The sequence below is a fragment of the Luoshenia tenuis genome, assembly GCF_014384745.1.
Taxonomy (GTDB): Bacteria; Bacillota; Clostridia; order Christensenellales.
The window spans coordinates 24,611-46,831 of the sequence record NZ_JACRSO010000006.1 but is presented as its reverse complement, the minus strand read 5'-3'; the positions used below and the strand labels follow the sequence as shown (position 1 = coordinate 46,831).

20 protein-coding genes are annotated in these 22,221 nt (G+C 55.1%); 3 read left to right on the top strand and 17 right to left on the bottom strand.

From position 1 onward, the window contains the following. From polA to H8699_RS11570, 5 genes are all read right to left on the bottom strand, one after another. Positions 1-2,583 (bottom strand): DNA polymerase I, encoded by a 2,583-nt coding sequence (gene polA / locus H8699_RS11590; protein WP_249285828.1) that lies wholly within the window; start codon positions 2,581-2,583, stop codon positions 1-3. A 205-nt stretch (positions 2,584-2,788) separates the two neighbouring features. Then, on the bottom strand, positions 2,789-3,391 hold the full coding sequence (locus H8699_RS11585; protein ID WP_138295661.1) for a DivIVA domain-containing protein: 603 nt from the start codon (positions 3,389-3,391) through the stop codon (positions 2,789-2,791). A 19-nt stretch (positions 3,392-3,410) separates the two neighbouring features. Then, the gene (locus tag H8699_RS11580) at positions 3,411-4,847 is read right to left on the bottom strand and encodes a nicotinate phosphoribosyltransferase (RefSeq protein ID WP_407944000.1); all 1,437 of its coding nucleotides are present in this window, start codon (positions 4,845-4,847) and stop codon (positions 3,411-3,413) included. 215 nt (positions 4,848-5,062) lie between these two features. Next, complete coding sequence (locus tag H8699_RS11575; RefSeq protein WP_138295659.1) at positions 5,063-5,338, bottom strand: hypothetical protein; 276 nt, start codon at positions 5,336-5,338, stop codon at positions 5,063-5,065. 103 nt (positions 5,339-5,441) lie between these two features. Then, positions 5,442-6,020: a class II aldolase/adducin family protein gene (locus tag H8699_RS11570; RefSeq protein WP_138295658.1), complete on the bottom strand. Its 579-nt coding sequence runs from the start codon at positions 6,018-6,020 to the stop codon at positions 5,442-5,444. A 197-nt stretch (positions 6,021-6,217) separates the two neighbouring features. Here H8699_RS11570 and H8699_RS11565 point away from each other — a divergent pair, with 197 nt between their 5' ends. Together H8699_RS11565 and H8699_RS11560 are read left to right on the top strand one after the other, a co-directional pair. Next, the gene (locus H8699_RS11565; protein WP_249285827.1) at positions 6,218-7,168 is read left to right on the top strand and encodes a hypothetical protein; all 951 of its coding nucleotides are present in this window, start codon (positions 6,218-6,220) and stop codon (positions 7,166-7,168) included. A gap of 325 nt (positions 7,169-7,493) precedes the next feature. After that, complete coding sequence (locus H8699_RS11560) at positions 7,494-8,876, top strand: MATE family efflux transporter (protein ID WP_249285826.1); 1,383 nt, start codon at positions 7,494-7,496, stop codon at positions 8,874-8,876. A 75-nt stretch (positions 8,877-8,951) separates the two neighbouring features. Here H8699_RS11560 and H8699_RS11555 read toward each other — a convergent pair whose 3' ends face one another. The 3 genes from H8699_RS11555 to H8699_RS11545 all read right to left on the bottom strand — a co-directional run bounded on the left by H8699_RS11555 (position 8,952) and on the right by H8699_RS11545 (position 10,860). Further along, on the bottom strand, positions 8,952-9,194 hold the full coding sequence (locus H8699_RS11555; RefSeq protein ID WP_249285825.1) for a cytoplasmic protein: 243 nt from the start codon (positions 9,192-9,194) through the stop codon (positions 8,952-8,954). A gap of 350 nt (positions 9,195-9,544) precedes the next feature. Then, positions 9,545-10,114 (bottom strand): glycerol-3-phosphate responsive antiterminator, encoded by a 570-nt coding sequence (locus tag H8699_RS11550; RefSeq protein ID WP_249285824.1) that lies wholly within the window; start codon positions 10,112-10,114, stop codon positions 9,545-9,547. Positions 10,115-10,152: 38 nt separating this feature from the next. Continuing rightward, positions 10,153-10,860 (bottom strand): M15 family metallopeptidase, encoded by a 708-nt coding sequence (locus H8699_RS11545; protein WP_249285823.1) that lies wholly within the window; start codon positions 10,858-10,860, stop codon positions 10,153-10,155. Between the two features lie 124 nt (positions 10,861-10,984). Between H8699_RS11545 and H8699_RS11540 the strand changes: the two genes are divergently transcribed. Then, positions 10,985-11,740: a nucleoside phosphorylase gene (locus tag H8699_RS11540; RefSeq protein ID WP_249285822.1), complete on the top strand. Its 756-nt coding sequence runs from the start codon at positions 10,985-10,987 to the stop codon at positions 11,738-11,740. A 54-nt stretch (positions 11,741-11,794) separates the two neighbouring features. On the opposite strand, the gene H8699_RS11535 is transcribed toward H8699_RS11540, so the two are convergent. From H8699_RS11535 to yihA, 9 genes are all read right to left on the bottom strand, one after another. After that, complete coding sequence (locus H8699_RS11535) at positions 11,795-12,739, bottom strand: transketolase family protein (RefSeq protein ID WP_249285821.1); 945 nt, start codon at positions 12,737-12,739, stop codon at positions 11,795-11,797. Beyond that, the gene (locus tag H8699_RS11530; RefSeq protein ID WP_249285820.1) at positions 12,739-13,566 is read right to left on the bottom strand and encodes a transketolase; all 828 of its coding nucleotides are present in this window, start codon (positions 13,564-13,566) and stop codon (positions 12,739-12,741) included. The genes H8699_RS11535 and H8699_RS11530 overlap by 1 nt, the downstream gene beginning before the upstream one ends. An 82-nt stretch (positions 13,567-13,648) precedes the next feature. Next, a complete protein-coding gene (locus H8699_RS11525; protein ID WP_147518767.1) occupies positions 13,649-14,332 on the bottom strand; it encodes a DUF4867 family protein in 684 nt (227 codons plus the stop codon). Between the two features lie 125 nt (positions 14,333-14,457). Next, complete coding sequence (locus H8699_RS11520; RefSeq protein ID WP_249285819.1) at positions 14,458-15,861, bottom strand: L-fucose/L-arabinose isomerase family protein; 1,404 nt, start codon at positions 15,859-15,861, stop codon at positions 14,458-14,460. A 45-nt stretch (positions 15,862-15,906) separates the two neighbouring features. Further along, entirely contained in the window at positions 15,907-16,860 is a 954-nt protein-coding gene (locus H8699_RS11515; RefSeq protein ID WP_147518765.1) for a carbohydrate kinase family protein, read from the bottom strand. 34 nt (positions 16,861-16,894) lie between these two features. Beyond that, entirely contained in the window at positions 16,895-17,731 is an 837-nt protein-coding gene (locus H8699_RS11510; protein WP_147518764.1) for a class II fructose-bisphosphate aldolase, read from the bottom strand. Between the two features lie 210 nt (positions 17,732-17,941). Continuing rightward, a complete protein-coding gene (locus tag H8699_RS11505) occupies positions 17,942-19,552 on the bottom strand; it encodes a response regulator transcription factor (protein ID WP_249285818.1) in 1,611 nt (536 codons plus the stop codon). A 178-nt stretch (positions 19,553-19,730) separates the two neighbouring features. Then, a complete protein-coding gene (locus H8699_RS11500) occupies positions 19,731-21,548 on the bottom strand; it encodes a cache domain-containing sensor histidine kinase (protein ID WP_249285817.1) in 1,818 nt (605 codons plus the stop codon). 40 nt (positions 21,549-21,588) lie between these two features. After that, on the bottom strand, positions 21,589-22,221 hold the full coding sequence (gene yihA / locus H8699_RS11495; RefSeq protein ID WP_249285816.1) for a ribosome biogenesis GTP-binding protein YihA/YsxC: 633 nt from the start codon (positions 22,219-22,221) through the stop codon (positions 21,589-21,591).

Below are 22,221 nucleotides of genomic sequence, written 5' to 3'. Positions count from 1 at the left end.
CTATTTAGCGTCATACCAAGTATAGCCAGCGTGTACGTCTACCGCAAGGGGAACTTTCAGCGCCAGAACCTGCTCCATCTCGCGGCGCATCAACGCAGCGACGGTATCCTGCAGCTGCGCCGCCGCATCTACGATCAATTCATCGTGCACCTGCAAGATCAGGTGCGCGTCCATGTCCGCCTTGCGCAGCGCGCTGTTGACCGCGATCATCGCAAGCTTGATGATATCCGCAGCCGTCCCCTGGATGGGCGCGTTCATAGCCACGCGCTCGCCAAAGGCGCGTTGGTTATAGTTTTTGGCATGCAGCTCGGGCAGCGGCCGGCGCCGGCCCAGCAAGGTGGTCACATACCCCGCATCTTTGGCGTTGGCCACAGCCTCATCCATATAGGCCTTTACGCCAGGATAAGTCTCAAAATACTTTTCGATAAACTGGGCGGCCTGTGTGCGGGATATCCCGGTATTGCGGGCCAGACCAAAATCGCTGATGCCATAGACGATACCAAAGTTGATGGCCTTGGCGTTTGAACGCATCTGCCCGGTTACCGCGTCCATGGGTACGCCCCACATCTCAGCTGCCGTGCGGGTATGGATATCCTGCCCCTTTTGGAAGGCGTCGATCAGCGTAGCGTCTCCGGACATGTGCGCCAGTACCCGCAGTTCGATCTGAGAGTAATCGGCGTCCACCAGCACCCTTTCCGGGGCGGAGGCGACGAAAAAGCGCCGCAGTTCCCGGCCCATATCGGTGCGCACCGGAATGTTTTGCAAGTTGGGCTCGGTGGAGCTGATGCGCCCCGTAGCCGTCACTGTCTGCTGGAAGCTGGTGTGGATCTTTTGATCCCTGCGGTCGATCACCGCCAGCATCCCGTCGATATAGGTGCTTTTCAGCTTCATCAGCTGCCGGTATTCGATGACCTGCTCGATGATCGGGTGCATCCCCCGCAGGCCTTCCAGCACTTCGTTATCCGTGGAATAGCCCGTCTTGGTCTTTCGTCCATGGGGCAGGCTTAATTTTTCAAACAATACTTCGCCCAGCTGCTTGGTGGAGTTGATGTTGAATTTGCCCTGGGCATGCGTATAGATCTCATCGGCCAAAAGCGCCAGCCGGTCGGCAAAGCGCTCACCCGTGGTGCGCAACGCCTCGCTGTCGATCTTAAAGCCCTGCGTTTCCATCTCGATCAATACGTCGACCAGCGGCATCTCCACGGTATCAAACAGCTTTTGCAGCTGCAGCTTCGCCATTTCATCGCTCTGCACGCTTTTCAGCCGCATCAGCATGGCTGCGCCCTGCTGCTCGCTGCCCAGCCCCGCCTCTTCCAACAGCTGGTTGAGCGGATACGAGGCCGCCGTAGCGTTCAGCAGGTAGGCGGAAATAGCGGTGTCATAGGCGATCCCGCGCAGGGTCACGCCCATCGTGAGCAGCAAATGATATAGTTTTTTAGCCTCATGCAGCACTTTAGGCCGCTTGTCATCCTCTAAAAAGCCCTGAATCGCCTGCACGGCTGCCTGTACGTCCAGCGCCTCGGCCTCGTCCAGCAAGGACTGCTTCAGGGCTACCGTATATTCCCGCTCTGTACTGTCGGCAAGGGTCAGCGCATCCGGCGTCAACGTCAGGGCGACCGGGTCCTTCAAAGACGCGACACAATCCGCCAGCGCCTCTAACGTGGTCAGCCGCTGGCGCTGGATCTCGGCTACCGGCGCCTTATCGCCTCCATTGGTCTGCGCCTGGGGCAAACGCCCCAGCAGGCTGCGCATCTCCAGGCTTTCAAACTTATCCAGCGCTTTTTGCGGCGGGGGCCACTGTAAAAGGCAGGCGGCAAAATCCAGGTGCAGCGGCACCTCCCGGTCGATGGTGGCCAGCTGTTTGCTCATACGGGCCTGGTCTCCAAACTCTTTGATGGTGGCCTGCAGCTTTTTTCCCGATACCTGATCTGGGTTCTCCAGCACGTTTTCCAGCGTGCCGAACTGGCCCAGCAGCTTCAGCGCCGTCTTTTCCCCCACGCCCGGGAGCCCGGGGATATTATCGGACGCATCGCCCATCAACCCCTTAAGGTCGGGCACCTGATCCGGCGTCACCCCGGCCAGCCCCACAAGGCCTGCCGTATCCAGACACTCCACCTGGCTGATGCCCTTGCGGGTAAACAACACCCGGGTCATGTTGCCGATCAGCTGCCAGGCGTCCCGGTCCCCCGTGACCAGCAGGCAGGGCACCATTTTTTCCTCCGCCAGGCGCGAAAAGGTGCCCATGATGTCGTCCGCCTCGTAGCCCGCCAGCTCATAACAGGGAATCTCCATCGCCTCTAGCACTTCACGCAGCAGGTCAAACTGGGGCCTGAGCTCCTCAGGCGTCGCCTTGCGCCCCGCTTTATACGCTTCAAACGTGTTATGGCGAAAAGTTGGCCCCTTATGGTCAAACGCCACGGCCAGATAGCTGGGGGCGTAATCCGCCACGATCTTGAACAGCATGCTGCAAAAGCCGTATACGGCGTTGGTGTAAATTCCATTTTTATTGCTCAGGATGGGCAGCGCATAAAAGGCGCGGTGCATCAAGCTGTACCCATCGATCACGACTAACGTTTCAGCCATCGTCTATCTCCCGTTCACGGCCATGGTTCTCCATAAGCCGTCTTTTTTCCCCTCCGGGCCTAACACTAAATTTAACATATGCCGCACCAAAAATCAAACGCGCAAGGCCTCTTGGATAAACTGTTAAGTATATCTTAAGTTTTAACATAAAGATAGCCTTTGCGCATAGCGTATCCATTTGCGCAAAGGCTTACTCTTGCTTAGATCAGGCGTCGTATTCGGGCATAGCTTCCTGCCCTTTTATTTCCTCGCCCTTTGCCTCGCCTTTATCTTCTGGTTCCTGCTCCAGGCCGGATACGATCCCCAGTTCCCGGCAAAGCCGCGCCAGTTCCTCCCGGCTGTCTTCCACCGGCTGGTTTTGTTCCTCCTCCAGATAGGCGGTGTAGGGCTTTGGCTCTACTCCGGCGATGGCCATCTGTTCCATCGGCAAGGGCGTCTCCTCGGGGTCGCCCATTTGGGCCAGGTCTTTTTGCAGGCCGGCCAGTATGCGCGCCGCGCTCTCCTCCAGCAGCTTCAGCTCCCCTCTGCGCTGGCGGATGCTGCGCTCCAAATCGTGTAATTCGCGCAGGTAAGCCTGGCGTACGGTGCCAAACTCCTTTTCCGCGCTGCGGTTCATCTCCTCAACCCGGGTCTGTGCAAACAACAGGGCTTTGGCGATATTCGCCTCGTCCTTGCGGTAACGCTCCAATTCGCGGTTCAACCGCTCCACCTCGCCCTCCAGCTCGCCTACGCGCGCCTTGAGCTTCTCGTTTTCGGTCTTGGTTATCTGAAGGGAAACCGCTTCTCTTTCCTTCTTTCCAAACGCCATGCTCTCCCCTCCTTACAGCTTATGCTTTGCCGTTGCGGGCTTTTTTCAACAACTCCTGTTTTAAGTCGTATAGTTTTTGGGAAAGGTCCACTTTATAAACATGCGGGTTGCGCAGCCTGCGGTACTCCTCCCAGAAGCTCTCCATCTCCTCCCGGGCAAAGGCGCAGATCTGCTGCAGTTTAGGCTGCTGGTATACTAGCTTTCCATCTACAAAGATGGGCTGCAGCAGCTCTTTGGTATGGAAATCGGTCACCGTCATCTTTTTCCAGGTATCTACCGGGTGGAACAGCGTCAACGGCTTGCTCTCGTCCACACTCTCCTCCTCCAGCATGATCAGATCGGCAATCGCCTTATTGGTGGCGTTATCGTAAATGCGCATCACCTTTTTATAGCCCGGGTTGGTGATCTTCACCGGATTCTCGGATACCTTGATCTTGGGCACCATCGTTCCGTTCTCATCCTCACAGGAGAGCTTGTACACCCCGCCCAGCGCCGTAAACCCATCGCTGGTGATCAGCTTGGTGCCTACGCCCCACACGTCGATGCAGGCCCCCTGGGCATTCAGATCCCAAATAAGGTCCTCATCCAGATCGCCCGAGGCAAAGATCTTGGCATTGGGGAAGCCCGCCGCATCCAGCATCTGGCGCGCTTTTTTGCTCAGGTAAGCCAAGTCGCCCGAGTCCAGGCGGATGCCCACCGGCTCGTACCCCTTGGCGCGCAGTTCTTTAAAGCAGGTGATCGCATTGGGCACGCCGCTCTTTAACGTATCATAGGTATCCACCAGCAGCATGCACCCGTCCGGGAACACATCCGCATAGGCCCGGAAAGCGGAAAGCTCGTCCGGGAAGCTCATCACCCAGCTGTGGGCATGGGTCCCCTTGACCGGAATATCGAACATCTGCCCGGTCATCACGTTGCTAGTGGCGTCGCATCCGCCGATCACCGCGGCGCGCGCGCCTAAAATGCCGGCATCCGGTCCCTGAGCGCGGCGCAGGCCAAACTCCAAAACACTACCGCCCTTTGCCGCCTGCACCACCCGGCGCGCCTTGGTGGCGATAAGCGTCTGGTGGTTAATAATGTTAAGCAGCGCCGTTTCGATGAACTGCGCCTCCATGATCTTGGCTTTTACGCGCACCAGCGGCTCCTGCGGGAATACGATGCTGCCCTCCGGCATGGCATAAATCTCCCCGTTAAAGCGGAAGGTCCTGAGATACTCGAGGAAATCCTCATCAAATATATTGAGCGAGCGAAGGTATTCGATGTCCTCCCGGTTAAAGTGCAGATTCTGGATATACTCGATTACCTGCTCCAGCCCCGCCATTACGGCGTATTCCTGCAAAGCATGGCCTCTAAAAAACATGTCGAATACGCTGACCTGATCCCGCTTACCATAGCGGAAGTAGCCGTTCATCATCGTTAGTTGGTACAGATCCGTCATCATCGTCAGGTTCCGCATTAACATAAGCGTTTTCCCTCCATAGAGCCAATAGCGGCCCGTGCTTTTCCCGCGCGCGGCGCAAAATAGATAGAAAGCCCAGGCGAAGGCCTGGGGAGCGTTGGTAATGATCCAAAATCATTATAGGTTCTTCTCAATTCTCTGTCAAGAAATGACAGGGCCCGGAAGGCGCGCACTTTGGCCACTTGCCAAGCGCTGCTTCCGGGCCAGGCCGTCTATTCCGGCATGGGGCTTACGAGTTTCGGGTCGATCGTGGGCATGGGGCTGGCCGCGTCAGGCGCGTTATGGGTCACGATCGGCGGTTCCGGGTCGGGCGTTACTACGGGCGCTTCATCCGTGGGCGCGCCGCTGGGTAGCGGCGTTACGTTGGCCGAAGGCTGCGCGGTATCGCTGGGCACAGAGCCGTCGTCATTGTCGGTACATCCGGTCAGCGTAAACGCCACCAACATAGCGCCTAACGCCAGCACCAGCCCTTTTTGCAATCGCTGCATGTTAATCCCTCCTTTTTGAGGATAGTTTTCGCAGCTTTCCGCCCGGCTATGAGCATAAAAAAAAGCAGGCGCCTGTCAAAAGCTGCCTGCTTTTTTAAATTTTTTACTGACCGCGCAAAATCCGCACGTAAAGGTTCATCATGGCCATTTCCTCCGCCAACTCGGTCAGGTTATAGGCCTCGTCGATATTCTCCCCGCAGCTAACCAGGCCGTGGCGCTCCAGCAGCAGTACCTTCCAGTTTTTGATGTATTCGCTGCACTCATCCGCCAGCTCCTGGCTGCCCACGGGCCTATAGGGCACCACGGGGATGCGCTGGATGTAATTGCGGCTCTCCGGGTTGATGGGGATGATCTCGCGGTTAACATAGGCAAAGGAGGTGGACGCCGGCGGATGGGTGTGGATGACGCTGCGCACATCCTCCCGAGTGCGGTAAACCATCAGGTGCAGCGCGGTTTCGCTGGACGGCGGATTGGTGCCGAACAACACCCGCCCGTCCATATCCACCACCACCAGGTCATCCTCGCCCAAATCGTCCAGCGAGGATTTAGCCCGGGTGATCACGATCTTATTGTTGCCCGTGCGCACGCTTACATTGCCGCCGTAGGCGCTGACGTATCCGCGCTCGTGCAGGCTGTGACAGGTCGCGATAATTGAAGCGTTGGTTGAAAGATGTCTTTTCATTCCCTCTCAGATTTTTCCTTTCCCGTATCAAAAACCGGATTTGTTTTTCAGATTACGAATATAGTATAATCGTTATAAATAGGTTTGAAAAGGATAATTTTTTAAACGCTGCTGCGTCTGCTCTCCCGGACCTTGAGGCCCTATGATGGAGCACGCCGCGCGTTTTGCCTGCCAAAGCCTAGAAATGGGGAGGAACTATGCGCAATAAGTATGGAATTTTTGTTTTGATCGCGCTGCTATGCCTATGCCTTTTCGGATGCCAGCCTACGGGAGATAAAAGCGCCGCGCAGCTTTTAACTGAAAGCGGACTGGAAAGCGCGGATAGCGTCAGCGCCATTGAAACAGAATACACCGCCGAGGGGCGCCAGTCCAATACCTTTTACTGCGATACCATGCGTGCCGGCAGCTGCCAGGAATTTTTGCAGCTTTGCGACGCCTTGTTTAACGCCCAACCCAAGAGTATGGGCCCCAACTACTACTATAATGTGGCGGATGCCTCCCATACGCTCGTGGTCAAAGGGGAGAATCAGGCCCAATGCAAAATTTATTACGATGAGGCCAACCAGTTTTTTTGTGTGGTGGAGGATCTGGCTACCGCCGAAGGCGAACCCCAGCTGATCTACCACTACTTTGAAGCCCCGCAGGAGATTGCCCAGATCTTTCAAGCCCGCCGCGCTTTTGCCAGCGATGTGCAGGCCAGCGCCACCAGTCAGGAAACGGAAAAGCTGCTGCTCAAAGCCTCTATCACCAAAGAGGAGCTGACTGCTGAGGGCGAGGAGGTCGAATACTCTTATTTTGACGAAGCCTCTACCGATACGCTTCAGGGCGAGGGCGCCCAGTACCGGGTGATCTACCCCGAGGAGACTCAGTCCGTTCCCATCGACCAGCTACTGGTTCAAGTGACCTGCGGCAAGCAGGAGCAGCCGGGCTACACCATCGATTTTGAGGGCATCATCCGTACGGACAAGATGGTGGTCATCCACGTTTCTACCGAAGCCCCGGCCGATCAGGCCGAGATCCCGGAGGACGCGCCGTTGATGCCCGTGCGCAGTATTCTGGTCAAGGCCAGCGATATCCCCGCAGGCCACATCGTGGTATTTGCGGATGCCGATCACAACGTGTTGGAGGCTATCAACTGGCAAGGCTAAGCGTAACCCATTAAAACAGTATTGAATCACCCGCAGGTTTGCTGCGGGTGATTTTTCTATCCAATTCCATCGCCCCGCTTAAATCCCCACTTTTCTTCCATATATATGCCTTATATGTTATAATGTACCAGCGTCATATATTGGCTCGGCTGCTGCCCATTTCCAGGCGGAACCGCAATCCCCCATTGGACAAAAAGCAGCCTGCATTTTTTTGATCCTTTTCATGCCAAAGCCAAAATGCGCCACAGGCCGGCCCAATGCAGCATGTGTATGGGAGCCGGCCCATAGATTGCGGCTAAACGTTTTGAAAGGAGATTATACACAAATGGAAAGTGCAACGCAAAACAAGATGGGCACCTCGCCAATGCTTAAGCTGATCGTATCGATGTCACTGCCCTCAATTTTTTCCATGCTGGTCCAGTCCCTCTACAACGTCGTAGACAGCATGTTTGTATCCTGGTACAGCCCGGATGCGCTCACGGCCGTATCGCTGGCCTTCCCCATTCAATCTCTATTGATCGCGGTGGCGGTAGGTACCGGCGTGGGCATCAACTCTCTAGTATCCCGCCGGCTGGGCGAAGGGCGGCAGGAGGAAGCCAGCCGCGCCGCTACCCATGGCATATTGCTTGGCGCCTTTAGCTGGGTGATCTTTGCCCTGTACGGCGTCTTTGGCACGCGGGCTTTTTTTGCCAGCTTTACCGAGAACCCGGTGGTTTTTGATATGGGGGTAAGTTATCTCTCTATCGTTACCATCATGTCCTTTGGGATGCTCATCGAGGTCAATCTGGAAAAGACCCTTCAGGCTACCGGGAACATGATCTATCCCATGCTATTTCAGTTGACCGGCGCCGTTACCAATCTGATCCTGGATCCGATCATGATCTTCGGCCTGCTGGGCTTCCCCAAAATGGGGGTCGCCGGCGCCGCTTTGGCGACCGTGCTGGGACAGATCTTGGCAATGGTGTTCAGCTTGATCGTCATCTTTAAAAAGAAGCACGCCATCCACATTACCTTTAAAAAGTTTAAATTCAACTGGCGCGCAGTGCGCGATATTTATGCGGTAGGTCTTCCGTCTATCATCATGCAATCTATCGGTTCGTTTATGACCATGGGGATTAATGCGATCCTGGTCGGTTTTTCGGAGATCGCCGTATCGGTCTTTGGCATCTACTTTAAACTCCAGTCCTTCGTATTCATGCCGGTATTTGGCCTTACGCATGGCGTGATGCCCATTATGGGCTTTAACTATGGCGCCAAGAACAAACGGCGGGTTATGGACGCGCTGAAGTTCGGCGCGATCATCGCCTGCGGCATCATGCTGCTGGGCACGCTGCTGTTTTGGATCTTTCCCAAGGAGCTGCTGGCCATCTTCAACGCCTCGGAAGAGCTGTATGCCATCGGCGTACCGGCGCTGCGGCTAATCAGTCTTTGCTTTGTGCCAGCGGCCATCGGCATCATTTTTTCGACCCTGTTCCAGGCCGTGGGCATGGGCGCGCGCAGCCTCTTTATCTCCGTACTTCGTCAGTTGGTGGTCCTGCTGCCGGTTGCCTACCTGCTCTCAAAGATTGGGCTGGAGAGCGTCTGGTACGCCTTCCCCATTGCTGAAACGGTCTCTCTGGCCGCCAGTTTGCTGATCTTTGCCTCGTTATACCGCAAGCATCTGCACCATCTGGGCGAGGATATTGCGCCGGAACAGATTCCCGCATAAAATGGCAAAAAAAGCGCCCAGCCGGAGAATGCGTTCTCCGGCTGGGCGCTTTTTTTACGGCCGATAATCGCACGGCTAAAACCAATACTGCTTCATTTTCTGTAAAAACGTTTTAGTTATCGGATAGCCGCTATACGCGCCTATCACTGAATCCACACCGCAGTACGGGCAGAGCGCCGTATTCTCCATAGGAACCCATTCAACGATCTCACGAGGATCAAAAATACTTAAGCAATAAAAGCAACCGCACTTTCTATCGGAAGAAAGCTTATCCCAGTTATCCGAAGCATACAAATGCGCGGCAATATAATCCGCCATAAGCTCTCCCTCCTCCCTGTGTCATTTTATAGGTTTATGCGCAAAGGAAATCCCTCCCTCCGGCGTGACAAAGTCGCGCCACCTTCCTCGACAGAGGGAGGCAAGTGTAAGTTGACCTAAAGGGCAGGGCATAGGCGAACAGGCTGGAAAATATATAAGCTAATATACTTCGGAGAGCTTGAGAAATATATGTCCCCACCACGGAGTGGCCGTTTCAAGGGGTTAAGGGGGATAAGGTGGAAATCGGAATCCCCCTTCCCCCTTAACATATAAAACACGTTCCCTATCCTTTATTCCTGTCTTGCATTAGGCCTCGTTTCTTCGCCGAACAATAACCTATACCTTTCCCTTCACTCCCTCCACAGCGCCTCACAGGAGGTCGATACCGCCAGCGCCCCTGCAGAGAGCGCGGCATAGATATGGTCTTTTCGTACGATCATGCCTCCTGCGATGATGGGCTGGGGTATCGCAGCCTTAAATTGGGCGATAGCCTCGGGCAGCAGTCCCGGCATCACCTCAACCATATCCGGCCGGCATTCCCGCACCATTTTAATTCCGCTGCCCAGCGAGGCCGAATCCAGCAAAAACATGCGCAGGATCGTGCGCATGCCCTCTTCTGCCGCTACGCGGATCAGGGGGCTACGGGTGGTAATCAGCCCATCGGGCCGGATATGGCGGGCGATCAACCGGACCCCGGCCGGGTTGCGGCTTACCCCATCCACCAGATCGATATGCACAAACACCTTTTTGCCGGCCTCCTGCAGGCGGCGCACCTGGCCCGCCAGCTCCAGCACGTCCCCGCCCAGGGCAAAGACGATCCCCGCATCCGCCTCTCCCGCCCGCGCCAGCGCTTCTTTCTCGCGGGACGCGGCGATAACCGGAAAATCTTCCAATCGATTCAGTATGCTTTTTAAGGACATGGGCCCTATCCCTCCTGTGCGCTGCTTGGTTTGATTGATTATGGGATGAGCGTAGAGGCCTGCTTGGCCTGCGCCCGGTTCATCGTTTGAAAATGCCACCATTCATTGGGAATGGTTTGAAAGCCTGCCTGCGTCATCACGCTGCGCAACAACAGCCGGTTATCCAGCTGTTGCTGGGTCAGCTTCCCTTCTTTGAGAAACTTCTGTTCGTACCGGGGCTGAGAAATCGCGTCCAGCGTATCCACCGGGCAGCCCATATCCAGTTCTTCCCCTGTGCGGGCGTTGACCAGCGTAACGTCTACAGCAATGCCGTAATTGTGCAGCGAGCCGGTCTTGGGGTTGGCCAGGTATCCCCGCAAAGAGGGGTCCGGCAACGCATCCCACAATGCCTGTTGGACGCGCAGCGGGCGCGCCGCATCCTTTACGCAAAGCGCCAGGGTGCTGTCCTGCGCATACAGCAGACGCTGCGCACGCCCCAGTGCCAGCGCAGCTGAAGGGTGCAGGTAGGCCCGCTTCAGGTCGCCATACAGGTCATATCCGGCTATGTTATCCGTTGTGCCATACATCAGTTTAACCCATATCAGCCCGTTGGCCTGATGCACCTCGATAAAGCCTGCGTCCCGCATCACCTTTTCATCGGCAGAAAGCTCCCAGTCGTAATCCACATATTCCATTGCCCGTGCCGCCGAGCCTATTGGCGCAAACATCAGCAACGCGCATAAGCCCAGGGCCAGCCATCTTTTCATAAGCTCGCCTTCATCCCTTCTACCGTTCTATCTTATCGGTTCTGCATCCCTCTTGTCAATCCAGACGGCAAACTGTACTTTGATATGTTATAATATCCTAAAGTATGTCTGAAGGAGTTTGACCATGAGCATTATCCATGCTTTTGACCCCCATTCACCCGAGATCTTTACGCCGCAGCACCTGCTCTCCCCCATTGAGGGATTCCCTGAAACGGTGTTGGTCACCTTCCGCCATAAGATCGTCCAGCGGTTCATTGCGCGCTATTCGCCCACCATCATCAAAACCCTGCACGGCGCAAGCCCGGTTCCCATCTATCAAGCCGTTATCGACGGGCAGGCCGTCGGGCTTTACCAAACGCTGATCGGCGGGGCCGGCACTGTCGGGCTATTAGAGGAGATCATTGCCCTGGGCGGCAAAAAATTCATCTTTTTCGGCTCGTGCGGTACCCTGCGCAAAGATATCGCCGCCGGGCACTTTATCCTGCCTACCGCCGCCTACCGGGACGAAGGGGTCAGCTATCACTACGCCCCGGCCGATGAAGATTATTATCCGGTTGAAACCCAGCCCAAACTGGCACAGATCTTCAACCAGCTGCAAGTTCCCTTTATCGAGGGCAAAACCTGGACAACGGATGCCATTTACCGCGAGACCCGCAACAATATGCAGGCGCGCCGGGATGAGGGCTGTATCTGCGTGGATATGGAGTGCGCCAGTATTATGGCGGCAGGTCACTTCCGCGGCGTACAAATCTACCAGTACCTCTACGGCGAGGATACGCTGGATGGCGAGGATTGGGATGCGCGCACCATGGGTAAAGTGCCCCCCAGCGCGGACGACCGGTATCTAAGCCTGGCGGTGGAGATCGCCGCACTCGTTTAAGCCAAACAAAAAACCGCGGGAAATATCCCGCGGTTTTTTATGCTGCAAAAGCCATTATTTTTTCATGGCAATGGCTTCTTGACTGGCCTTAACAATGTCCGAAGCCTTCATGGCGTATTTCTCCATCAGGAAATCCAGCTTGCCCACCTCGCCAAAGTGGTCGCGCACGCCGATACGCTTTACCGGAACCGGGCAGACGCCGCTTAAATACTCGCACACGGCCCCGCCCAGGCCACCGTTGATATTGTGGTTCTCGGCCGTTACGATGGCGCCGCATTCCTTTGCGGCCTTGAGCACCGTTTCGGTATCCATGGGTTTAATGGTGTGTAGGTTGATCACCCGCGCCTCTATCCCTTGCTCGTGCAGGGCCGTGGCGGCCTTTAAGGCCTCCGCCACCATGATGCCCGAGGCGATAATCGCCACATCCTTACCCTCTTTCAGGGTGTCCGCCTTGCCCAGCACAAACCGGTAGTTCTCATCAAACACCTTTTCGGTCTGCTTGCGGAACATGCGCATGTAAAAAGGCCCTACGTGTTTGTAGATCTGCGGCATCGCCTGGCGCAACTGCTCGGCATCCACCGGCTCAAAGATCGTCATATTCGGCACCATGCGCATCAGCGTCACATCCTCAAAGCCATCGTGCGTGCCGCCGTTGATCTCCGCACTTACGCCCGGGTCAGAACCTACCAGCTTCACGTTGGCGTTGGAAAAGCCCACCGACAGGTAGACCTGGTCCATCGCCCGGCGGGAGATGAAGGGCGCAAAGGTGTGGGTAAAGGGGATCTTATTAACGCTGATGGCCAGACCGGCAGAGATCGTGACCATGTCCTGCTCGGCAATGCCCGCATCGATATGGCGGCCGGGGAACTCGTCGCGCAGGCGCAGGGTATTCACGCCGCGGCTCAGGTCCGCCTCGACCACGACCACGCGCTCGTCCTCTTTCATCAACTGCTCTAAGGCGCGGGTATAGACCTCCCGCATTTCAAGCGTATCCTTCATTATGCTTTAACCTCCTCCAGAGCAGCGATCGCCGCCAGCATTTGTTCACGGGTAATGGTAGTATTGTGGTTGGTGGATACATCCTCAAATCCCAGCAGGTTTTTGCCCTTGACAGTCTTCATGATGATGCAGCGGGGCTTACCGGCCGACACCTCACGCGTCAGCGCGTTATAAAGCTGCTCGACATCATGGCCATCCACGGTCTGCACGTCCCAACCAAACGCTTCCCATTTTTTATCCATGGGCTGCATATTCATGATATCGGTCGTCCTGCCATCGGACTGGAGGCCGTTATCATCCACCATCACGGTCAGGTTGTCCAGCTTAAAGTGTGCCGATGCCATTGCGCCTTCCCAAATGGAGCCCTCGTTGCACTCGCCATCGCCTACGATGCAGAATACCCGGTTGGGCTTTTTGTCCATTTTAAAGCCCAGCGCCAGACCCACCGCATTGCCAAAGCCCTGGCCCAGGGAACCCACCGTCATATCCACGCCCGGGGTCTTGTGCCGGTCGCAGTGGCTGGGGAGGATCGTATTGGGCTGGTTCAGGGTATCCAGCGTTTCCATAGGGATAAAGCCCTTGAGCGCCAGCGTGGCGTACACAGCGGGGCCCGCGTGCCCCTTGGAGAGCACGAACCAATCCCGCTCCTCCCACTTGGGATTCTGGGGATCGATCTTCATAATCGATTGATACAGCACCGCCAGCGCCTCACACACCGACATGCTGCCGCCAAAGTGGCCTACCCCCAGCGTGCCGATGCAGTGAATGGTTTTTTTGCGGATCTCGTTTGCAAACTTGCGCAAGCTTTCCACTTGACACTTTTCCATCGAATTTTCTCCTTATTCCTTTTATGCCCAAAGGCGACTCGGGGCTAACCCCCGAATCGCCTTTTAGCATTTTGTCAATTCCTTACAGGCTCTTAAGCTGCAGGTTCGGGCCTTCGATGCCCATATAGCCCATATTGCGATCCGGATGCGTAATCAGCCATTTGTTTTTGGCTTTGAGCAGCTCGGGCTCGCCCTTGTAACCGGATACTTCCTTATCCAGCGGCAGGTTGGTGCCGCGCGGCAGGATAACCGATACCAGGAAGCCGTCCGCAGCTTTCGCATGCATGGGCGCCAGGTGCAGGCAGGTGTCGTACAGCTCGATCATCTCGCCCTCGGGCAGGAAGAAGGTCTCCACCTTGTTGGAATCGTAGGTGATCTTCTCGCCGGTGAAGTCGATATCGCTCAAGCAACCCAGGAACAGTACCGTATCGCTGGTGGCGACGATCACTTCGTTACCCTTATGCCACTCCATGCCGTTCATCATCACGTTGTGGCCCGAGCACATGCCGATCTCGATGGGCATGCCGCCGTAGATCACATCGGACACTTCCTGATAGAGATCCAGGCTCTCCTCCGCCTCGGGGATCGAGGCGATATAAGCGGTCTTATCCGCGGGAATCTCGATATTTTTCTTCAAAAAGTCGATCAGGGGCTGTACGTTAAAGCCCTTATGCACGTTGCCGTATTTGCGGAAAGCCGGGTCGCACACGCAGCGAATGTTCAGTTCCGGGTTCAGGGCCTGCAATTGCTCTAAAACAGTGCTCATTTTCAGTATTCTCCCTTATCGTATTCATTTGCGCCGCCTATATGGCGCTACGCAATATCATGATGCCGCGCAGCATGCCTCTTATTTGCTAACAGACATACCGCGCGGCCTCAAGTAAGTTTAATTTAGAAACCCAGGCTCATGCGATAATCGGCCATCGCATCCACGTTCAGGGTCGGGATGTACTTGGCAGCCTCGACCATGATGCGGGAATAGTTGCCATGGATGCCGGTGCAGTGGTGGATATAGGGGCCGAACATGAGGTGCTCTTCCCACTTCTCCCAATCGTCCACTTCCAGCCATACATAGGTACCGGAGGTCTTGGGGCCTTCAACGCCCTTGCCCTCGCCGGTGAAGAGCGTGTACTTGCCGTTCACGCCATCCAGACGGTTCACGGTGATGGGGCCGTCCTTGATCTCAAACTGCGCGCGGCCAGCGGCGATCGCGGCGGAGGAAGGATCTTTGGCCAGCGAATAGCTGTAAGGCCCGCAGTGCCACAGCAGCTCTGCATTGTCGTTCTCCGGATGACGGATGGTCAGGTCAGAGAAGAAGGTGGTCTTGGAGCCCAGAGCGGCGGCCTGCGTCATCACGCTGGTGATCGCACCCATTACGTCGGTCTCGCAAGCTACCGGAATGCCCATGTCGGTGATCTCACCGAACATCGCGCAGGAAGAGCAGCCGATCAGGCTACGGAAGATCCAGCACTCGCTGGCGCAGGCATCCGCGCCCACATCTTTGATCAGCTTGGTCATCGCGGGTTTGAGCGCGACAAGCTTCTTCATCGCCATCTCATCCATGTCGCGCATGGCAAAGCGGCTGGTGACGTCCTTATAGGCAGCCTGGAACTCGTCATCGTTCTTGGCAACCATGTTGTCGATGGAGCTGAGCAGCTCGGGCAGCGAGATCGGGAACACCTGGATGCCCCAGCGCTGGAGCAGGTCGGCCTCGTCGTACATAACGCTCATGAACGGACGGGGACGGGTGCTCAGCTGGGCGATCTTCATGCCGCGGAAGCTCTTGATAACGGAAACCGTGCCGCAGAACTCGCCAAAGCCCTTGGTGAACTTGGGATCTTCGATGTCCACGTTCACGATGTAGCTAAAGGGCACGTGCAGGCGCTGGAGCACCTTGGTCACCGCAAAGATACCGCACTGGGTATCGCGCTCGCGGTTGCCGGTCACAGGATCGGGCATGTTATCGCGGTTGCCCCAGATCAGCACAGGCACATTCAGGCCAGCGGCGATGCGGGCGGTGATCTCTTCCGGGCCGAAGTTGGCATGCGGGAAGAATACGCCGTTCACACCGGCAGCTTTCAGCTTGTTGACGACGGGATCGATATGCTCGAGCTCCTGAGCGATGCCATCTTCCGTTACGTCGTTGATGTCCACCAGCTCAACGGCCTCAGGCGTGATCTCTTTGAGCTTTTTCCAGAACAGGTCGCGCTGGGCAAAAGCAGCTTCCTTGCTGCCGAAGGCACCCTGGCGCCGTACGGGAACAATACCGATCTTGATCTTATGCTGTTCGTACATTGTAGTGAATCCCCCTTATAAATTATTCCATTCCCCAACTGCCCTTTAGAAAGAACGGCTGCGGAAAAGTTCGACTCGCTCGTCGATGTCGCCATACTCGATCTCGCCCGTTTCCAGGAATTTGAGTACGGTTTCCATCTTGGGCAATGCCGCGCGCCCGCCTAGACGGGTGCATTTGATTGCAGATACCGCGCTGGAGAAGCGAGCCGTCTGCTCGGCCGACCAGCCCTGCAGCAACCCCACAAGGAACGCGCCGTGGAAAATATCGCCGGCGCCGGTGGTATCGATGACCGGTACGCGGAAGGACGGGACCTGGAAGAACTTGCCATCCTTATCCACGCCTACGCAGCCGCGCACGCCCAAAGTCACCACTACGATCTCCGGACCCATGGCCTGGATCTCGCGTACATGCTTTTCAAAATTTTCCTCGGTACCATAATGGTTGTGGTACCAAACCTCCGAGGCGATGAACACATCCAGATACGGGATCAGATCAAAAATCTCCGGATCCGCGCGGCCGTCGGCGTCATAGCCCACTTTCACGCCGTGCTCATGCGCCAGTTTCGCGCAGCTGATCGTCAGCTCATCGGCCGTGGACAGGAACATGAACTTACCCGAAACCAGGTAATCGTGATCCAGCTCCTCAAACTTTGCCGGTTCCACGGTTCCCTGACGGCCCAGGATCGTACGCTCCATGGTCTTTTTCTCCGCCAGAATGATGCCAAAAGCATCCCGCGCGCCCTTGCGCACGATCATATGCGAAGTATCCACGCCATCCATGGCCAGGTCTTCCATGGCCATTTTGCCAAAGGTGCTATCCCCAATGGCGCCCGCCATGCCGACTTTTGCACCCAACCGGGCCGCTGCCGCCATAGCAGAGGCGATTAAGCCGCCGCCCTGGAGGGAGAAATCCCCCATGGGCGTTTTAAAGCCCAGGTTGATCTCATCCATCTGCACCAGCAGATCCATATTGGCACCGCCTACGCCAATAATATCCATGCTCAAAGCACTCCTTTAACGTAATACTTTTAACTTACAGGGTGCGACCGCAGGTGAACACTTCCATGCGATATTTGACAACCTCGGTCATGGCATCGGCCAAAGCCTTGGAGTACTGCAGGAAGGTCATATCCGGCAGGTTCTCCAGGGTGAACTTCTTACCAAAGTCCAGAATCTCCGTGAAGATGTTGACCTTATCGATGCCCAGCTCAGCAGCCTTGCGGAAGTCGTCATCAGCAATACCGCTGCCGCCATGCAGCACCAGGCCCACACCGGTCGCCTCTTTGATGGCCTTGATGCGGTCAAAGTCCAGCTTGGGCTCAAAGCTGTAGTTGCCGTGCAGGTTGCCCACCGCGATGGCCAGCGCATCAACGCCGGTACGCTTTACAAAGTCAACCGCCTGCTCTACCTTGGTGAAGGACTCAGGATCGATCTGGTCTACGCCGTTGCGGCCCACATAACCCAGCTCGCCCTCAACGGATACGCCCATGGCATGAGCGATTTTAACGATCTCAGCGGTCTGCTCCACGTTCTCTTCATAGGTCAGCGCAGAACCGTCAAACATAACGGAGGTAAAGCCAGCGCGCATGCATTTGACCGTAGTCTCAAAGGTCTTGGAGTGATCCAGGTGGATCGCTACCGGCACCTTCGCTGTGGTGGCCAGGTATTTGAGCAGGCTGGTCATCGTGTCCAGATCGTAATAGTTCTTAACGAAGCCCTCGGGAACACCCAGCATGATGGGGTAGTTCACCTGCTCGGCCGCATTAATCATTGCTACGGCATATTCGTAGTTGATTACGTTGAACATACCTACCGCATTCTTGTTTTTCGTCGTGATTTTAATGAGATCATTCAGTGTCGCCAGTGCCATGAAAACAGCTCCCTTTTAATAAATTTATAGCAAACGGGGCATCGCCCGTTCGTCTCGAATTAGGGCTGGTGAGATTTACGTCGAAATCCCCACCAGGGATTATTTTATCATACCAAAATTCAAATGTACAGTATTGACCCTACATAAATAAATATACTTTAAAAATGAACTTTGAAAAAGTGGGCACAATCGTCCACATTTTTCAACAATTTAACCGTGATTGCGATATTGCCCTGGCGACATGCCGACAATTTTTTTGAAGATCTGGCTGAAATACTTGGGGTTGGCATAGCCTACCATCTCGCCGATCTCCTGCATGGTGCAATCCTTCTGCTTCAGGTATATCTTGGCTTTTTCGATGCGCAGGTTTGTAATATAGTCGATAAAATGCATCCCGGTCTCCTGCAAAAAGAGGCGGCTGAGATAACTGGGATTCATATTGATCTTTTCCGAGATCGTCGTCAGCGTGATATCCTGGTTGAAATAACGGTTGATGTACTCGATCGTCTCGCTGATGGGCCGGCTGTAACGGTCCCGCGTCATCTGACGGCAATAGTCCTTCAGGTGCGTGATGTAATCGTTCATGAAACTTTCCAGCTCCTTCAGCGTGGAGCAGCCCATGATCTTAGCATAGATCTTATCATTGGTATAAAGCAGCGCGTTGTCCGCGGAAATTTGGCCGATCATTTCGCTTTGCACAAGCAGGAAAAAATTGATCAGCAATTCCTTTACCTTGCGCTCCTCATAGCGGTGCGCGCGCAAAAAGGTCTGGAATTCGGCTATGTACGCGTCAATGCTGTCCCAATCCTTGCGGGAGAGGTACTCTTTGACGCGCTGGATATTCTCCCGTTCGTTAAAGCGGCGCAGGGCCTCTTCGTCCTCTTCCTGCGGCAGGTCGCTGTAATGGTAGGTCTTACCCGGCCCTTCGTAAAAATGATTGCGCAGCGCTTCCCAGGCCTGCCGGTAGGCTTCGGGTATCTTTTCCTGCTTGGATAGAATCTTGGAAAGCCCCGCCGTCACCTCCACGTTCAGATAACGGCTCAGGTTGTTTTTAAGCAGGTTCAAAAAGGCGTATACGTCCTGCATAAACTGGCTCTCGCTGGGGCTGGACATATACAGCAGCATGGTATAGCGGTTGGGGCTGTCGTTAAAATAAAAGCCGTCGAAGGTAAAGATCTCGTGCAGCACATCCAGCGCCGTACTGCGCTGGGCCACCAGGTCCGCCTCGCTGGCCTCGGTATCCACGTAATCCAGCACCACATTGCACATCAGGTAGCTGCCCTCGCGCAGGTGCAGCTCATATACCGCCAGGGCATGCTCCAGATCCGCCTGATCGGAGAACTGTCCCTTGACCATTCTGCGCAAAAACTCCTCACGAAGATATTCAATATCCCGTTTGATCTGTTTTTCCTTTTTCAGCGTATCGACTTTTATGTCGTTATCGGCGATATACTTATCCCGTAATTTACAGATGACTTTAGCGAAGTTGTCGTTATCCAGGTCGGACTTGAGGATATAGTCCACCGCGCCGTAGACAAAGGCCTCCCGCACATACTCATAATCGTTATAGCTGGAGAGCACGACCACGACGATCTGGGGAAATTTTTCCCGCACGTGCGAGATCAGCTCGATCCCATCCATCCTGGGCATCTTGATATCGGTCATGATAATATCCGGCGGAACTTTCTCGATCAGGGCCAGCGCCGTCTCGCCATTGGAGGCTTCGCCCGTAATCTCAAACCCGTTCTCCTCCCAGTCGAACAGGTTCTTAATGGCCATACGGATGAGCGGCTCATCGTCGACTATCATCAATTTTATCATCGCTTTACTTTCACCTCTAACCCCTCTAGGGAACCTATTTCCAATCCATTACTGGTATATTGTTATAACGTCACCATTATACCATAAACCCGTTTTAAACGCCCATGCCCGCCGGACAAAACCAGCCCTTCCTAGGGGCATGTACTCCTATTATATCATATCTAAGCCCCGTTTGGCATTAGCCCTGTACATGAGATACTTCCTCCCGCACCAGGGGGATTTTAATGCGCACCTGCGTCCCCTCCCCCTTTTGCGAATGGATCTGCAGCCCGTATTCATCGCCATAATTCAGCTTTAGGCGCCGGTTGACATTATAAAGCCCCACATCCCGCCTGCGCTGCTTGGAGCGCAGCTCCGCGTTCATAAAGCTCTCGATATCGCTTTGCTCCACGCCGACGCCGTCATCCCGCACCTCAAACTCTACGATGCCTTCCTCCTGCTTTTCGCGGATGGCAATGGTCAGCTTGCCCATCCCCTCTTTAGGCTCTAAGCCGTGGAAGATCGCGTTCTCCACGATGGGCTGGAGGATAAAGCCGATGGTCAGGTCGTTTTCCACCTGTGGATCGATCTGATAATCCACCAGGAACTTGCCGCAATACCGCGTTTCCTCAATAAAGATATAGGATTTGATCCATTCGATCTCCTCCCGTATCGGGATGGGGCCGGTGGTGGTACGCGTTACCGAGCGCATGATGGTGATCAGCGCCGATACCATATCGGCAATCCCCTTTGATTTTTGGATGATCGCCATATAGCGTATGGCATTTAGGGTATTATAGAGAAAGTGCGGCTGTATCTGCGCCTGCAGGGCAAACATCTCGGCCGAGCGTTTCTCGGCCTCCTGCTCGTAGATGCGGGCGATCAGGATCTTCAGACGCATGCTCATGCGGTTAAAGCTGGCCGCCAGGTCGCCGATCTCGTCATTATACTTCCAGACGATGGTATCCTCAAAATTCTTCTTTTCGATGCGGTCCATGCTGTTTTTCAGCCACTTCAGAGGCCGGACGATATGCATGGCCACGTAGTAACATAAGATCACCGCAACCACCGAAAAGATGATCGCGATCATCACAAAAAGCCGCCCGTTATCGCCCAGCGCCTGCGTCAGGTATTCCTCCTTCATCAGGCTGAAGACCCGCCATCCAGAAGAGGCGCTGTTATTGCAATAGGCCAGGGTCGATACGCCGTCTTCCTTTAGTATCTGCCCATTTTTTCCGCTGTCGATGGGTTTTAGCAGCCGCGCATCCAAAAACATGCTGGCTGATTTATCCTCGCGGGTGTCGTAAATGATGCGGCCATATTGATTGGTTACCGATATTTCGTGGCGCTTATCCCGCCCGGCCCGTTGCACAAAGCCATCGATCATCGACTGGGCCGCCATCACGCGGACTACGGCTTTGGCCGCTCCGCGTTCATCCCTGATCAATACGGCATAGATCATGCTGGGGATCTCCTCCCCTTCGGCATTTTCATAGATCACATTATCAAGATATATCTCATGCGTGCTCGCCTCGCCCACGCTGGTATACCAAAGCTCCTTGGTATAATCCCACTGATCGACCGCGATATCCGTACGCGGCGTGGAGCTGAACATCATCGGATAACCCGATCCCGCCTTGCAGATGCTCATCTCCAGCACGCCGGGAATGGGGGTAATCAGGCTGCTCAAGTACTTGGACGCCTGGTCGTAATCCTTCTGAAAGTCGCTGCTGGCGGCCTGCGCGTCCTCCCCGCCGTATTCCTTATGCAGGTTCTCTATCACCTCGTCGTTTTGTGCCGCGCGCCTGGCTACCGCCTGCAGCTTATTTTGATAGCCCTCGATATTCTCCATGACCCGGTCGGCCACGTCCTGAGAATAGATCAGCGCATTTTCAATCAAGGCCTGTTTGGCCATATTATAAGCTAAAAAGCTGTTCACAGCCATGGGGATCACCGTCAGCAGCAAAAGCGCCGCTAAAATACGCGTCTTTAAACTCATATTTTTTAGCCAGTTCATCTTTTGTACGGCCTCCCCTCATCCCGTTATGCCGCTTATCTTACGGTTCAAGCTGCGCGTCGCCCTCGCCTGTAAAGACCTCCACCGGCTCGGCAAGCACCGCAGCGATCCGCCCCAAAACCTGATCGCGGCCGATCTTGTTTTGCGCCGATACCGGTATGATATCGTCCGCAAAGTCCTGGCGCAGGTCAAAAGCGATGTCCATACACTTTTTCTTCCAATCCCGTTTGGGGATCTTATCGCACTTGGTAGCCAGCACGGTATGGGGTATCTGATACTGCTGGAGAAACTGGGCGATCATCTTATCGTGCTCGCCCGGGCGGTGGCGGATATCCACCAGCAAGAACACATGGCGCAGGTTATGCGAGTACATAAAGTATCCCTCCACCATGCCCGCCCAGGATTTGACCTCGCCCTTAGATACCGCGGCGTAGCCATATCCCGGCAGATCCACCAGCTGGAACGCATCGTTAAAGCGGTAAACGTTGAGCATGCGCGTCTTGCCCGGCTGCCCGCTGACCCGGGCCAGCTTATAGTTGTTGGCCATATAGTTGATAAACGAGCTCTTGCCCACGTTGGACTTTCCGGCAATCGCGATCTCCGGGAAGCCCTTGGGGATCCCCTCCGCGCCCTTGGCGCTGGTAATGAAGCTGGATTTTTTGATCTGCAGCAT

Coding starts and splice junctions, on each gene's coding strand:
- polA (WP_249285828.1), bottom strand. CDS start 2,583: ATGGCTGAAACGTTAGTCGTGATCGATGGGTACAGCTTGATGCACCGC.
- H8699_RS11585 (WP_138295661.1), bottom strand. CDS start 3,391: ATGGCGTTTGGAAAGAAGGAAAGAGAAGCGGTTTCCCTTCAGATAACC.
- H8699_RS11580 (WP_407944000.1), bottom strand. CDS start 4,847: ATGCGGAACCTGACGATGATGACGGATCTGTACCAACTAACGATGATG.
- H8699_RS11575 (WP_138295659.1), bottom strand. CDS start 5,338: ATGCAGCGATTGCAAAAAGGGCTGGTGCTGGCGTTAGGCGCTATGTTG.
- H8699_RS11570 (WP_138295658.1), bottom strand. CDS start 6,020: ATGAAAAGACATCTTTCAACCAACGCTTCAATTATCGCGACCTGTCAC.
- H8699_RS11565 (WP_249285827.1), top strand. CDS start 6,218: ATGCGCAATAAGTATGGAATTTTTGTTTTGATCGCGCTGCTATGCCTA.
- H8699_RS11560 (WP_249285826.1), top strand. CDS start 7,494: ATGGAAAGTGCAACGCAAAACAAGATGGGCACCTCGCCAATGCTTAAG.
- H8699_RS11555 (WP_249285825.1), bottom strand. CDS start 9,194: ATGGCGGATTATATTGCCGCGCATTTGTATGCTTCGGATAACTGGGAT.
- H8699_RS11550 (WP_249285824.1), bottom strand. CDS start 10,114: ATGTCCTTAAAAAGCATACTGAATCGATTGGAAGATTTTCCGGTTATC.
- H8699_RS11545 (WP_249285823.1), bottom strand. CDS start 10,860: ATGAAAAGATGGCTGGCCCTGGGCTTATGCGCGTTGCTGATGTTTGCG.
- H8699_RS11540 (WP_249285822.1), top strand. CDS start 10,985: ATGAGCATTATCCATGCTTTTGACCCCCATTCACCCGAGATCTTTACG.
- H8699_RS11535 (WP_249285821.1), bottom strand. CDS start 12,739: ATGAAGGATACGCTTGAAATGCGGGAGGTCTATACCCGCGCCTTAGAG.
- H8699_RS11530 (WP_249285820.1), bottom strand. CDS start 13,566: ATGGAAAAGTGTCAAGTGGAAAGCTTGCGCAAGTTTGCAAACGAGATC.
- H8699_RS11525 (WP_147518767.1), bottom strand. CDS start 14,332: ATGAGCACTGTTTTAGAGCAATTGCAGGCCCTGAACCCGGAACTGAAC.
- H8699_RS11520 (WP_249285819.1), bottom strand. CDS start 15,861: ATGTACGAACAGCATAAGATCAAGATCGGTATTGTTCCCGTACGGCGC.
- H8699_RS11515 (WP_147518765.1), bottom strand. CDS start 16,860: ATGGATATTATTGGCGTAGGCGGTGCCAATATGGATCTGCTGGTGCAG.
- H8699_RS11510 (WP_147518764.1), bottom strand. CDS start 17,731: ATGGCACTGGCGACACTGAATGATCTCATTAAAATCACGACGAAAAAC.
- H8699_RS11505 (WP_249285818.1), bottom strand. CDS start 19,552: ATGATAAAATTGATGATAGTCGACGATGAGCCGCTCATCCGTATGGCC.
- H8699_RS11500 (WP_249285817.1), bottom strand. CDS start 21,548: ATGAACTGGCTAAAAAATATGAGTTTAAAGACGCGTATTTTAGCGGCG.
- yihA (WP_249285816.1), bottom strand. CDS start 22,221: ATGCTGCAGATCAAAAAATCCAGCTTCATTACCAGCGCCAAGGGCGCG.